The 12,333-nt window shown below is 58.0% G+C and carries 14 protein-coding genes and 1 pseudogene; 10 read left to right on the forward strand and 5 right to left on the reverse strand.

The features are described 5' to 3' along the window. Positions 1-8 precede the first annotated feature (8 nt). The 5 genes and pseudogenes from FS819_RS02565 to FS819_RS02585 all read right to left on the reverse strand — a co-directional run bounded on the left by FS819_RS02565 (position 9) and on the right by FS819_RS02585 (position 3,241). On the reverse strand, positions 9-263 hold the full coding sequence (locus tag FS819_RS02565) for a hypothetical protein (protein ID WP_156548361.1): 255 nt from the start codon (positions 261-263) through the stop codon (positions 9-11). Beyond that, positions 260-682, reverse strand: coding sequence for a bleomycin resistance protein (locus tag FS819_RS02570; RefSeq protein WP_234624792.1), 423 nt, complete (start codon positions 680-682; stop codon positions 260-262). Before FS819_RS02570 ends, FS819_RS02565 begins: the two co-directional genes overlap by 4 nt. An 81-nt stretch (positions 683-763) precedes the next feature. Then, a pseudogene (locus FS819_RS02575) lies at positions 764-1,186 on the reverse strand (GrpB family protein); the annotation flags it as partial. Between the two features lie 6 nt (positions 1,187-1,192). After that, complete coding sequence (gene tldD / locus FS819_RS02580) at positions 1,193-2,608, reverse strand: metalloprotease TldD (protein WP_156548355.1); 1,416 nt, start codon at positions 2,606-2,608, stop codon at positions 1,193-1,195. 93 nt (positions 2,609-2,701) lie between these two features. Then, a complete protein-coding gene (locus FS819_RS02585) occupies positions 2,702-3,241 on the reverse strand; it encodes an invasion associated locus B family protein (RefSeq protein ID WP_197434179.1) in 540 nt (179 codons plus the stop codon). Positions 3,242-3,867: 626 nt separating this feature from the next. On the opposite strand from FS819_RS02585, the gene coxB reads away from it, so the two are divergent. The 10 genes from coxB (at position 3,868) to ispH (ending at position 12,319) form a co-directional block, all read left to right on the forward strand. Then, the gene (gene coxB, locus FS819_RS02590; RefSeq protein ID WP_070167877.1) at positions 3,868-4,761 is read left to right on the forward strand and encodes a cytochrome c oxidase subunit II; all 894 of its coding nucleotides are present in this window, start codon (positions 3,868-3,870) and stop codon (positions 4,759-4,761) included. A gap of 14 nt (positions 4,762-4,775) precedes the next feature. After that, positions 4,776-6,455, forward strand: coding sequence for a cytochrome c oxidase subunit I (gene ctaD / locus FS819_RS02595; RefSeq protein WP_156548352.1), 1,680 nt, complete (start codon positions 4,776-4,778; stop codon positions 6,453-6,455). Between the two features lie 73 nt (positions 6,456-6,528). Then, positions 6,529-7,485, forward strand: coding sequence for a heme o synthase (gene cyoE / locus FS819_RS02600; RefSeq protein ID WP_156548349.1), 957 nt, complete (start codon positions 6,529-6,531; stop codon positions 7,483-7,485). Further along, positions 7,485-7,622, forward strand: a complete 138-nt coding sequence (locus FS819_RS02605) for a cytochrome c oxidase system small membrane protein (protein ID WP_060719083.1) — start codon at positions 7,485-7,487, stop codon at positions 7,620-7,622. The genes cyoE and FS819_RS02605 overlap by 1 nt, the downstream gene beginning before the upstream one ends. Before the next feature lie 143 nt (positions 7,623-7,765). Further along, entirely contained in the window at positions 7,766-8,383 is a 618-nt protein-coding gene (locus FS819_RS02610; protein ID WP_156548346.1) for a cytochrome c oxidase assembly protein, read from the forward strand. A 139-nt stretch (positions 8,384-8,522) separates the two neighbouring features. Then, a complete protein-coding gene (locus FS819_RS02615) occupies positions 8,523-9,401 on the forward strand; it encodes a cytochrome c oxidase subunit 3 (protein WP_156548343.1) in 879 nt (292 codons plus the stop codon). Between the two features lie 239 nt (positions 9,402-9,640). Next, on the forward strand, positions 9,641-10,021 hold the full coding sequence (locus tag FS819_RS02620) for a DUF983 domain-containing protein (RefSeq protein ID WP_156548341.1): 381 nt from the start codon (positions 9,641-9,643) through the stop codon (positions 10,019-10,021). A gap of 1 nt (position 10,022) precedes the next feature. Beyond that, positions 10,023-10,748 carry an SURF1 family protein gene (locus FS819_RS02625; RefSeq protein WP_156548339.1) on the forward strand — a complete coding sequence of 242 codons (726 nt, stop codon included), beginning with the start codon at positions 10,023-10,025 and terminating at the stop codon, positions 10,746-10,748. A gap of 162 nt (positions 10,749-10,910) precedes the next feature. Then, positions 10,911-11,282 (forward strand): DUF1304 domain-containing protein, encoded by a 372-nt coding sequence (locus FS819_RS02630; protein WP_015915169.1) that lies wholly within the window; start codon positions 10,911-10,913, stop codon positions 11,280-11,282. Positions 11,283-11,296: 14 nt separating this feature from the next. Continuing rightward, entirely contained in the window at positions 11,297-12,319 is a 1,023-nt protein-coding gene (gene ispH / locus FS819_RS02635; protein ID WP_156548806.1) for a 4-hydroxy-3-methylbut-2-enyl diphosphate reductase, read from the forward strand. The last annotated feature ends 14 nt before the right edge of the window (positions 12,320-12,333 follow it).

The following is a 12,333-nucleotide window of genomic DNA, read 5'->3' on the forward strand; positions in this document are numbered from 1 at the left end:
GTCCAATTTCAGCGTCGTCGAAATATCAGAATCATCAGGAACGTCAGGAAAGAGACAGTCGGCAGAGTGATCGCCAGACCGATAAGGATCTCCAGATCGGCGACCTGCTCGGCATTCTGTGCTCCATAGAGCTGAACGAGATATTCGGCAAGCGATCTCGGTAAGGGCGCTACATTGGGATAAGACAGCCAGAGCCTTGTGAGCAGCAGCGACAGGGCGGCGATCCAAGCGCCAATGCCGACTTGGAACCGCCGCCGCTTCATTCCGCCTCGACCGGTCGCGCCCCGAGATCCTGATAGAACCGCAACAGATAGCCGTCTGGGTCGGCCACCACGAATTGCCGGTTGCCAAGCTCCAGCGTGTCCTTGCGGTACCATTTCTCTTCGAGCGGCAGATAAAGCCCAATGCCTGCCTGGGCGAGCCGTTGCATAATAACGTCGACATCCTCGACCTGGATCTGGACATTCAGCCCGCGTCCGAACGGTCGTTCCGGCGGAGCGCCGTCGATTTCGAAGGTGCGGCCGAGGCCGATCTGGTCGATCATCAGCGCGGCACCGCCCAATGTCAGATAGCTGAAGCCTTCTTCGGGCCGCTCATAGGCGATGGAAAAGCCGAGCAACTGCGTATAGAAGGCCCGGCTTGCCTGCCAGTCGGTGACGGCGAATTCTGGAACAAGTGCAATGTCTTTTGCGGCGTGGGTGTCCGTAACGGTCCGAATAAACCGACCCTTTGCCTGGGTATATAGATCGCCATCCTGAGGATAAAGCGCGGCCAGTTCCTGCTTCAAAAGGCCATAAACGTAGGAAAGCTCGGTGCTTTTCCGCAGGGCATCACGAAACGCGATGCGGCCCGAATGGGTTTGGCTACCCTCCGGGCAGAGATAGACCCGCCTGCCGGGACTGTCATTCATAACGAAGGCAAAGACCCCGTCGCCATGGCGCGATCCACGGGGCGTATAGCCAGCTGTCTCCAGCGTGGCAGCCATCTCTGCAATCGCGGCACCATCCGGCACGGTGATGTCGATGTCAATAATCGGCTTGGCGTTGAGCCCTGGAACAGCCGTGCTTCCGACATGTTCAAGCGCCGATAGGGGAATGTCGAGAAGCTGGCACAGCTCATCCGCGACCTTGGCGAAATGGCGAGGCCAGGCCGGATCATAGTTTTTAAGCAGCACTGACGTCGGCATTTTCCATTACGCCCGCGTACCACCCACCGTGATCTGATCCATCCGCAGATGCGGCTGGCCGACGCCGACCGGAACCCATTGGCCAGCCTTGCCGCAATTGCCGATGCCGGTGTCGAGTTTCATGTCGTTGCCGATCATCGACACCCGTTTCATCGCTTCCGGTCCGTTGCCGATCAGCATGGCGCCCTTGACCGGCGCGCCAATCTTGCCATCCTCGATCATATAGGCTTCGGTGCAGCCGAACACGAATTTGCCCGAGGTGATATCCACCTGACCGCCGCCGAAGGACACGGCATAGATGCCCTTCTTGACCGAAGCGATGATTTCCTCCGGGCTTTTGTCGCCTGACAGCATGTAGGTATTGGTCATGCGTGGCATCGGCTGGTGGGCATAGCCCTGGCGGCGGCCATTGCCGGTTGGTGTCATGCCCATCAGTCGGGCATTCTGGCGGTCCTGCATATAGCCGACCAGCCGGCCGTTTTCGATCAGCACGTTATAGGCCGACGGCGTGCCTTCGTCATCGACAGTGATGGAGCCGCGCCGGTTGTTGATTGTGCCATCATCGACCACGGTCACGCCGGGGGCAGCAACCATTTCGCCTAACAGTCCGGCGAAGGCCGAGGTTTTCTTGCGGTTGAAATCGCCTTCCAGCCCATGGCCGACGGCTTCATGCAGCATCACGCCCGGCCAGCCATTGCCGAGCACGACGTCCATGCTGCCAGCCGGAGCCTCGATGGCCTCCAGATTGACCAGCGCCTGGCGCAGCGCATCATCAGCGCCTGCCTTCCAGCTTTCATCATTCAGGAAATCGGCAAAGGACATTCGCCCGCCCGTGCCGAAGGAGCCGGATTCCTGCCGCTCGCCCTGGCCGGTCACCACGGAAATATTCATGCGGGTCATCGGACGCACGTCGCGGACCCGGTGGCCATCGGCGCGCAGGATTTCCACCACCTGCCAGCTGGCGGCAATCGAGGCGGAGACCTGGCGCACTTTCGGGTCTTTGGCGCGCAGATAGGCGTCGATTTCCGACAGAAGCGCTACTTTTTCCTCGAAGGTCGGGCTGCCAATCGGATTTTCGTCGCCATAGAGCCGGACATTGGTACGCTGCGGGGCGCTGGCATAGGAGCCGCTATAGCCATGGGTAACGGCCTTGACGGCGTCAGCGGCGCGACCGAGTGCCGATAGCGACAATTCGCCGGAATGGGCATAACCCACCGCTTCGCCTGCCACCGAGCGCAGGCCAAATCCCTGGTCGGTGTTAAAGCTGCCGCCCTTCAGGCGGCCATTGTCGAAGGACAGTGATTCGGCCTGGGCATGTTCAATATACAATTCGCCGTCATCCGATCCCTCCAGCGCCGAGGCGACGGCTTTCGACAGGCTGCGCTCGTCGCAATCGAACAGGCTGATGAGGTCGGTGGTCATCGGGATCTCCTTGGCTTGTGGTTCCCATTTCATCGGCCCCATGTAATTGCACTGAACCGATGGGGCAAGGGCCGATGCCAGACAGCTCCTTACTCAGGGCAGGGCGTCGTAGCCTTCGCCAAAGCCGTTCAGCTCGACGGGAATACCGACCCGGTCCTGATCAGAGGATTCGCGCACTGCAAACACGGCGCTTTTGCCCGAACGCAGCACTTTCATCAACTGATCGTCGATTTCCACTTCAACATAGCAGCCCTCGGCAAAGCAGCGGGTGAAGAAAGCCCGGCCGACATTATTATTGTCAACGTAAAGCTCCATGCCGTCCTTCAACAGCACGCCAAGCGGCGCCAGAATACGCAGGATGCGGGCCTTGCGGTCGGCGGTCTTCAGCACCACCACGGACAGTCCCACTTCGGGGCGGTCCTCGGCGATCACATTCTGCATCAGGGCGCATTGCTCCTGCGAGGTACCGGCAGGCGTATCGCAAATGATCGACCAGGCGCCGTGATTGGAGCGCACCGTGCCTGCCTGCGGCTGTTGTGCCAGCGCTGCGCCCGCCTGCAATGCTGTTGCAAACCCTGCCGCAACGAGCCCCGCCGCGACAAGTCTAGCCCGCAACATTCTCTGGAAACCCATGGATACCTCTGGAATTCTGTTCAATCTTGTTATTCTCGCCTGCGCCGCACAAAGGATCAAGGGCTAAGGCCTTCGACATCCTTGCGCTATGCGCGCTGTATCTTCCTGTAACCTGCGATGATCGTCGAAACAAATCCAATCTGCGGTTATTGGCCCGACCGATAAAAGGCCTGGCCCAAGACTGGACAAGACGAAAACCGGAGATGGGCTGACTATTGACATTCTCCTTTCCAGCCGAGTGCGGCATAATTGGGGTGTTTGCCTGTGTTGCGATCAGGGTGAGACCCAGTTCAGGTTCCTGCGGTGACGAGATTTCAGGAGAATCTTCTCTGGCATTGCCCGCAAAGCGCGTACTGACATTTGCAGCGCAGGGCCGGGAGTTGCGCCAGTTCCGCCTGAATCTTTATGGCGATCTCTGTGGGATGAGCAAAAATGCCGCAGCGGCATGGACGTACGGTTGTTGCGAAATTGGCAAAATTGTGATTTTAAATTAGTATCATATCAGGGATTGTGCGTTTGCCATTGATTTGGGTCAAACGCGGGAGGGAGAGGCAACCGTGATAAAAACTCTTTTAAAAGTGATGGCCAGTTTGGCCACGGGTCTGGTCACGGGGACGGCAGGGCTGATGGCAGGTCTGGCGGGAGCCATGGTTCTCTGTCTTATGAGTGCCGTCGGTGCGATGGCGGACCAGCCGGTTGATTGGCAGCTCGACCTGCAACCCCATGCCAGCCCGGTGATGGAGCAGATCCGCTGGTTCAACCATTATACCTTGTGGTTCATCGTTCCGGTGACGCTGCTGGTTCTTGCTCTTTTGATCATCGTGGTCGTGCGGTTCAGGGCCAGCGCTAATCCGGTTCCGTCCCGCACCAGCCACAATACCGTGATCGAGATTGTCTGGACGCTGGGGCCGGTTCTTATTCTTTTCTTTCTCGCCATTCCGTCCTTCAATTTGCTCACCTATGAACTGACGATTCCGGAAAAGCCCGACCTGACCATCAAGGCCACGGCCACCCAATGGCAGTGGAACTATGAATATCAGGGTGAAAAGCAACTGGCTTTCGACAGCTACCTGCTGAAGGACCAGGATCGCGCCAGCGCCGGCAAGGAAGATCACAAGATCTATCCGCGTCTTCTGGCTGTCGACAATGAAATGGTCCTGCCGGTCGGCAAGACGGTTCGTATGCTGGTGACGGCAGCGCCTTCCGACGTGATCCATTCCTTCGCCATGCCGTCTTTCGGCGTCAAGATCGACGCCGTGCCAGGCCGGTTGAACGAGACATGGTTCCGCGTCGACCGCGAAGGCCTGTTCTACGGCCAGTGCTCGGAACTCTGCGGCAAGGACCATGCTTATATGCCGATCGCCATCCGCGTCGTTTCGGCTGACAAGTACAATGCCTGGATGACGGCGGCCGCAAGCGATCTTGGTGCGGCCAACAAGGCTCTGATGGCAGCAACGGATGGCCCGAAGGCCGCCAATCAGCTGGCTCAGAACGTTTCCACAATGACCGTTTCGAACTGAGGGGAGTGAGGACAATGGCTGGACATACCGGCGAGGGCGCTCATGCACCCGAACATTCACACGATCATTCACATGATCACAAGCCGGGCTTTGCCGCCCGCTGGCTGTTTTCGACCAATCATAAGGACATCGGCACGCTCTACCTGATCTTCGCCATTATCGCGGGCGTGATCGGCGGGGCTCTGTCGGTGGCCATGCGCATGGAATTGCAGGAGCCTGGCATCCAGATCTTCCACGGTCTGGCAGCTATGGTTTACGGCTTCGAGGGCGATGCCGCCATCGATGGCGGCAAGCACATGTATAACGTCTTCACCACCGCGCATGCGTTGATCATGATCTTCTTCATGGTCATGCCGGCGCTGATCGGCGGTTTTGCCAACTGGATGATCCCGATCATGATCGGCGCGCCGGATATGGCGTTTCCGCGTCTCAACAACATCTCCTTCTGGCTGATCGTGCCGGCTTTCGTGCTGCTCCTGCTGTCGATGTTTGTCGAAGGCCCGGCTGGTGCTTACGGTGTTGGCGGCGGCTGGACGATGTATCCACCCTTGTCGACCTCCGGCCAGCCTGGCCCGGCGGTGGACCTGGCGATCTTTGCTCTGCATGTGTCGGGTGCCTCGTCTATCCTTGGTGCCATCAACTTCATCACCACCATCCTCAACATGCGCGCGCCGGGCATGACCCTGCACAAGATGCCGCTGTTTGCCTGGTCGGTTCTGGTCACGGCTTTCCTGCTGCTTCTGTCCCTGCCGGTTCTGGCCGGTGGCATCACCATGCTGCTGACCGACCGCAATTTCGGCACGACATTCTTTGCCCCCGAAGGCGGTGGTGACCCGATCCTCTACCAGCACCTGTTCTGGTTCTTCGGCCATCCGGAAGTCTATATCCTGATCCTGCCCGGTTTCGGCATCGTCAGCCACATCATCTCGACCTTCTCGAAAAAGCCGGTTTTCGGCTATCTCGGCATGGCCTATGCCATGGTCGCCATCGGCGCCGTCGGGTTCGTGGTCTGGGCGCATCACATGTATACGGTCGGCCTGTCCCTGGCCGCCCAACGCTACTTCGTCTTCGCAACCATGGTGATCGCAGTGCCGACCGGCATCAAGATCTTCTCGTGGATCGCCACCATGTGGGGCGGCTCGCTGTCCTTCCGCACTCCTATGGTCTGGGCTATCGGCTTCATCTTCCTGTTCACCGTTGGCGGTGTAACGGGCGTGCAGCTGGCCAATGCCGGTCTCGACCGTTCGCTGCATGACACCTATTACGTGGTGGCCCATTTCCACTATGTTCTGTCGCTGGGTGCCGTATTTGCAATTTTCGCTGGCTGGTATTATTGGTTCCCGAAAATGTCGGGCTATATGTATAGCGAGTTCATCGGCAAGCTGCATTTCTGGGTGATGTTCATCGGCGTCAACATGGTGTTCTTCCCGCAGCACTTCCTCGGGTTGGCTGGCATGCCGCGCCGCTATATCGATTACCCGGATGCCTTTGCCGACTGGAACCGGATTTCATCCTATGGCTCCTATCTTTCTGGCGTCGCGGTGCTGATCTTCCTGTTCGGCGTGTTCGAGGCTTTTGCCAGGAAGCGGGTCGCAGGCGACAATCCATGGGGTGAAGGTGCGACCACACTGGAATGGCAGCTGTCTTCGCCGCCGCCATACCACCAGTGGGAACAGTTGCCGCGGATAAAATAGACTTAAAAAAAGCCATCAACGCCGTGGATGAAGCCGCTGCGGCGTTGAGAACATGACAGGTCAGGACAGCATAATGGCAGCCATAGACAACAGCAACATCATCGGTCTGGACAGTGAGATCTGTCTGTCCGAAGCGGGCGCGAAGGATTTCTTCGCGCTTTTAAAGCCGCGGGTGATGTCGCTTGTGGTGTTCACGGCCTTCGCAGGTCTGGTGCTGGCACCAGGCACGATCAACCCCATTCTGGGTGTCATTGCCATCCTGTGCATTGCGGTTGGGGCTGGCGCCTCCGGCGCTCTCAATATGTGGTATGATGCCGATATCGATGCGGTGATGACCCGCACGGCGCGCCGCCCCATCCCGGCAGGCCGTATCCGTCCGCAGGAGGCGCTGGCCTTCGGCATCACGCTGTCGGTCTTTTCGGTCTCGATTCTTGGCCTCGCGGTCAATTGGTTCGCCGCCGCCTTTCTGGCCTTCACCATCCTGTTTTACGCTGTCGTCTATACGATGTGGCTGAAGCGCTCGACCCCGCAGAATATAGTCATTGGCGGCGCATCGGGTGCCTTTCCGCCGATGATCGGCTGGGCCTGCGTGACTGGTGGCGTGTCGCTGGATAGCATCATTCTGTTCATGGTGATCTTCCTGTGGACGCCAGCACATTTCTGGGCCCTGGCGCTCTACAAGATGCGCGATTACGGTTCGGTTGGCGTGCCGATGATGCCGAATGTGGCGGGTGAAACCTCGACCAAGCGGCAGATGTTCGTCTATGCGGTGCTGACCGGTATCTTTGCCGTGGCACCGGCTTTCACCGGGCTTGCTTCGCTCTGGTACGGGCTGGTGGCTGGCGTGCTGAGTGCCGTCTTCGTTGCCTGTTCCGTTGTTGTCTGGCGGATGCCAGAGGGCGATGAGCGCATGGCGCCGGCCCGCAAGATGTTCGCCTATTCGATTTTCTACCTGTTTGCGGTGTTTTCAGCCCTGCTGGTCGACCATTATGCGGCGAGCCTTATCGCTCATGCATCGGGAGCGCTGTGATGGAAACGGTCAAGCTGACGGAAGCCCAGAGAAAATCGAGACGGGGTCGCAATATAGCGCTGGGCCTGGTCTTGGCCGGACTTGTCGTGTTGTTTTACCTCGTGACGTTGGTGAAGATTAGCGGCATGGGACAATGAGCATGATCTGATTTGCGCATGGCTCGTCATTTGGCGATGCGCAGACTGGAAATGCTCAAGTGAGAGAAGCCGATAGCCGGGTTTTGAAACGCAGACGTTGACATACGCATACCATTCAAGCAGCGGCACGGGAGGAACGAGCCATGGCAGAACCGGGAGGCAAGCAAGCAGAAGAACGGCGCGGCAAGGGCAAGGACCTGACCGTGTTTTTCGCCTGCCTGGCGTTTGTCGGCGGCGTCACCGCCATGAGCTTTGCTGCGGCCCCTTTTTACCGGATGTATTGCCAGCTGACCGGCTATAACGGCACCACTCAGCGGGCCGAGCAGCCGTCATCGGTCATTCTCGACCGCAAGATGACTGTCACTTTCGATGCCAATGTCTCGCCCGGTTTGAACTGGGATTTCAAGCCGATGCAGGCCTCTGTTGCCCCAAGGATCGGCGAGACCATTCAGGCCAATTATTCTGTCACCAATCGCTCGCCCTATACGACCAAGGGGCAGGCGGTGTTCAATGTGACTCCAATGGAAGCGGCGGTCTATTTCAACAAGATCGAGTGCTTCTGCTTTACCGAGACGGTGCTACAGCCCGGCCAGACGCTGGACATGCCGGTGGTCTTCTATATCGACCCCGACATCATGGCGCAGCCGGAAACCAAGAATATCGGAACGGTAACCTTGTCCTATACATTCTATCCGCATGGCGGCGAAAAGCCGGTGGCGGGGATTGCGCAGGACAAGGCCACCGTTCAACCTAAGCTTTAGTAAGCTTTCTGCCGTATCAAAGCGGTGGACGCATATTGGAGCCAGGGCCGGAATAAACTGCCGGAATTAAGGGATGAAGTGATCGGCGGCGAGAGGCGGCGGGTCACTTGAGGAGAGTTTTCAAGCGGGGATTGCTGACATGGCCGACGCCCATCAGAAACATCATGACTATCACATCATCGATCCGAGCCCATGGCCTATCCTGGCATCGCTCGGGGCCTTCATCCTGACCTTTGGCGGTGTCGGCTATATGCGTTACCTGCATGGCGGCTCTTTCAAGCTGTTCGGCATGGAACTGGCGCATCCCTGGCTGTTCTACATTGGCCTCGCCATCATCCTGTTCACCATGTTCGGCTGGTGGGCAGATACGATCAAGGAAGCCCATGAGGGCAACCATACGCGGGTCGTGTCGCTGCATCTGCGCTATGGCATGATCATGTTCATCGCGTCTGAAGTGATGTTCTTCGTTGCGTGGTTCTGGGCGTTTTTCGATGCCAGCCTGTTTCCCCATGAAGCCATCCAGGCATCGCGGGTCGAGTTTACCGGCGGGCAATGGCCGCCAAAGGGCGTCGAAGTGCTCGATCCCTGGCACTTGCCGCTCTATAACACCGTCATCCTGCTGCTGTCGGGCACTTGTGTTACCTGGGCGCATCACGCTCTGCTGCACAATGACCGCAAGGGCATGATCAGCGGCCTGACGCTGACCGTGGTGCTCGGCGCGCTGTTCTCCTTTGTGCAGGTCTATGAATATATGCATGCGCCTTTCGCGTTCAAAAGCTCGATTTACGGCGCGACCTTCTTCATGGCCACCGGCTTCCACGGTTTCCACGTCCTTGTTGGCACGATCTTCCTGCTGGTCTGCCTGTTTCGGGCGCTGAAGGGCGATTTCACCTCGAAGCAGCATTTCGGCTTTGAAGCAGCGGCCTGGTATTGGCACTTCGTTGATGTGGTCTGGCTGTTCCTGTTCTTCTCTATCTATATCTGGGGCGGATGGGGTGCGCCGCTGGCGCATGGCTAGAGCATTCCAGCAAACGTGCGGTGCGGTTTTGCGTCTGGAAATGCTCTAACCGCCAGCGAGTTGGATTTAACGAGGGCGGCGTCAAGAGCGCCGCCTTCTTGTTTGCAGTTGGGCTTAAGGACTGTACCGAGCACGGAATCGGATGTTCCCGAGAAGATAAACGAAACACGAAAAGCGAGAGATTGTGTGGTTTAAACTGAATCTCACAAACTCTGGAATGCAAAGAGGACCTCGACGCCATGGCCAGCAATAGCGATTTCCCGCCGGTCGAACCGGTCCAGGCCGCCCTTTCGGTTTCCTGCCCGCGTTGCGGCCGGGGCAAGCTTTTTCAGGGACTGACCAAGCTGAAGCCCGTCTGTAGCGCCTGCGGCTTCGATTACAGCAGCATCGATCCCGGCGATGGGGCGTCGATTTTCGTTATTCTGATCGCCGATTTTCTGGTGGTCGGCCTGGCGCTTTATACCGAGGTCACGTATTCGCCGGGATTGTGGGTCCATTTTCTGGTGTTTGGACCTTTGGCGATCGGATTGTCGCTCTGGCTGCTGCGTACCATCAAGGCGCTGTTGATTGCCTTGCAATACAAGCACAATGCCCATCCGGGCCAGATCGACCGGGAGTAGGATGGGTGCGATGACGCGTGTAAGGCTTGCCGCAAGCGGCTTTCTGGTGCTGGTCGCCCTGGCGCTGCTGGTCTCGCTTGGCACATGGCAAATGCATCGTCTGGCCTGGAAGGAAGGCCTGATTGCCGATATCGAATCGCGCCGCCATCAGCCCCCAGCCAGCGTCGAGGACATCGATGCGCTGGCACGCGGTGGTGGAGATGTCGATTACCGGGCCATGACCGCCTCCGGCACCTATCTCAACGACAAGGAACGCCGTTTCCTGGCGACCTATGATGGCGATGCCGGTTTTTACATCTACACGCCGCTTCAGCTTGCCGATGGACATATTCTCTTCGTCAATCGCGGTTTTGTGCCGGAGCAGAAGAAGGAGCCTTCGACACGCATGGGTGGGCAATTGCTGGGCCTCCAGCGCGTGACCGGCCTGGCGCGGGCGAAACTGGCGGAAAAGCCCTCCCGGTTGGTGCCTGACAACGATATCGCCAAGAATGTGTTTTATTGGAAAGATCTTGATGCCATGGCCGACAGCACCGGGATCGATGCGGCTAAGGTTCTGCCGTTCTTTCTGGATGCAGGGCCGTCACCGGTGCCCGGCGGCCTGCCGATCGGCGGTGTCACGATGATCGACCTGCCCAATAGTCACCTGCAATATGCCTTGACCTGGTACGGTCTGGCGCTTGCTCTGGCGGTGATCGCAGTTATTTCGGTTTTCAGAAAGAAAACCTGACGTCATTTCCAGAATCAACAATAATGTGGATATTGTCAAAATGCTTGAACCCAATCGGTTCAAGCATAGATGCGCAATCCATCTGCATTTTTACTTTGTTTTCTTCGATATGGATTGCTGGAATTTTACTGCTTTCAACAATCTCGAACGGGGGTGAGAGATATGACGATATTCTTAATTGCGACAGTTTTGGTCGTTCTTGTCATGCTGGAACATATCTACATCATGGTGCTGGAAATGTTTCTCTGGACGACACCGCGCGCCCGGAAGATCTTCCGTAAAAGCCTGCAGGGCGCTGAAACCACTCGGGTGATGGCGGCCAATCAAGGTCTTTACAATGGATTTCTGGCTGCGGGCCTGTTCTGGGCGCTTCTGCATCCGCTGCCGGCCATGGGGCTCCAGCTCAAGGTATTTTTTCTTGGCGCTGTGGTGGTTGCTGGCCTATATGGAGGGAGGACCGTGTCGCGGCGGATCTTCTTCGTCCAGGCCGCGCCGGCAGCAATTGCCCTGTTTTTGGTTTTACTGGCTGGATAACAATGACGACTGCGATGGACAAAACGCTTCTGGAAACCGGCTCGATAACCCGGTCGCCTTTGACGATCCGGCTGTGCGGTCCGCGCGGTTTTTGCGCTGGTGTCGACCGGGCGATCCAGATCGTCGTGCTGGCGCTGAAGGGCTATGGCGCGCCGGTCTATGTCCGTCACGAAATCGTCCACAACCGCTATGTGGTTGAGGGGCTGGAGGCCAAGGGGGCGGTGTTTGTCGAGGAACTGGATGAAATCCCGGTCGAGCATCGCCAGCAGCCTGTGGTGTTTTCCGCCCATGGCGTGCCGAAATCCGTGCCGGAAGATGCGCAGAAGCGTAATCTCTTCTATCTCGATGCCACCTGTCCGCTGGTCTCGAAAGTCCATAAACAGGCCATGCGCCACCAGCGGCTTGGCCGCCATGTCATCCTGATTGGTCATGCCGGACATCCGGAAGTGATCGGCACCATGGGGCAATTGCCCGAAGGTACCGTTTCCCTGGTGGAAACCGTTGAAGATGCCGCCGTCTATCAGCCAATTGATCCGCTCAATCTCGGCTTTGTCACCCAGACCACGCTGTCGGTGGACGATACCGCAGGCGTGATTGCCAAATTGCAGGAACGCTTTCCAGAGCTGAAGGCGCCTGCCGCCGATAGTATCTGCTATGCCACCACCAACAGGCAGGAAGCGGTGAAGCAGGCTGCGCCCGGCTGCGACCTGTTCGTCACCGTCGGCGCTCCCAACTCGTCCAATTCCAAGCGGCTGGTGGAAGTGGCGCTGAAGGCTGGTGCCAAGCGCTCCATCCTCGTGCAACGCGCCAGCGAGCTGGATTGGGACGCCATCGGCGAGATCCGCAGCCTTGGCCTGTCGGCAGGCGCATCGGCGCCGGAAGTGGTGGTCAACGAAATCATCGAGGCCTTCAAAGCCCGTTTCGATGCGACAATCGAGCTGGCCGAATTTTCAATTGAGAACGAAAACTTCCTGGTGAACCGCGAATTGCGCAGCATTGAGCTAACCGCAGATGACATGGCCTTCGTGAATGGTTGACCCCGCCGGGTCAG

The organism is Allorhizobium sp. Av2, assembly GCF_021462805.2.
Classification (GTDB): domain Bacteria; phylum Pseudomonadota; class Alphaproteobacteria; order Rhizobiales; family Rhizobiaceae; genus Allorhizobium; species Allorhizobium vitis_G.

Coding starts and splice junctions, on each gene's coding strand:
- FS819_RS02565 (WP_156548361.1), bottom strand. CDS start 263: ATGAAGCGGCGGCGGTTCCAAGTCGGCATTGGCGCTTGGATCGCCGCC.
- tldD (WP_156548355.1), bottom strand. CDS start 2,608: ATGACCACCGACCTCATCAGCCTGTTCGATTGCGACGAGCGCAGCCTG.
- FS819_RS02585 (WP_197434179.1), bottom strand. CDS start 3,241: ATGGGTTTCCAGAGAATGTTGCGGGCTAGACTTGTCGCGGCGGGGCTC.
- coxB (WP_070167877.1), top strand. CDS start 3,868: ATGGCAGGTCTGGCGGGAGCCATGGTTCTCTGTCTTATGAGTGCCGTC.
- ctaD (WP_156548352.1), top strand. CDS start 4,776: ATGGCTGGACATACCGGCGAGGGCGCTCATGCACCCGAACATTCACAC.
- cyoE (WP_156548349.1), top strand. CDS start 6,529: ATGGCAGCCATAGACAACAGCAACATCATCGGTCTGGACAGTGAGATC.
- FS819_RS02605 (WP_060719083.1), top strand. CDS start 7,485: ATGGAAACGGTCAAGCTGACGGAAGCCCAGAGAAAATCGAGACGGGGT.
- FS819_RS02610 (WP_156548346.1), top strand. CDS start 7,766: ATGGCAGAACCGGGAGGCAAGCAAGCAGAAGAACGGCGCGGCAAGGGC.
- FS819_RS02615 (WP_156548343.1), top strand. CDS start 8,523: ATGGCCGACGCCCATCAGAAACATCATGACTATCACATCATCGATCCG.
- FS819_RS02620 (WP_156548341.1), top strand. CDS start 9,641: ATGGCCAGCAATAGCGATTTCCCGCCGGTCGAACCGGTCCAGGCCGCC.
- FS819_RS02625 (WP_156548339.1), top strand. CDS start 10,023: ATGGGTGCGATGACGCGTGTAAGGCTTGCCGCAAGCGGCTTTCTGGTG.
- FS819_RS02630 (WP_015915169.1), top strand. CDS start 10,911: ATGACGATATTCTTAATTGCGACAGTTTTGGTCGTTCTTGTCATGCTG.
- ispH (WP_156548806.1), top strand. CDS start 11,297: ATGGACAAAACGCTTCTGGAAACCGGCTCGATAACCCGGTCGCCTTTG.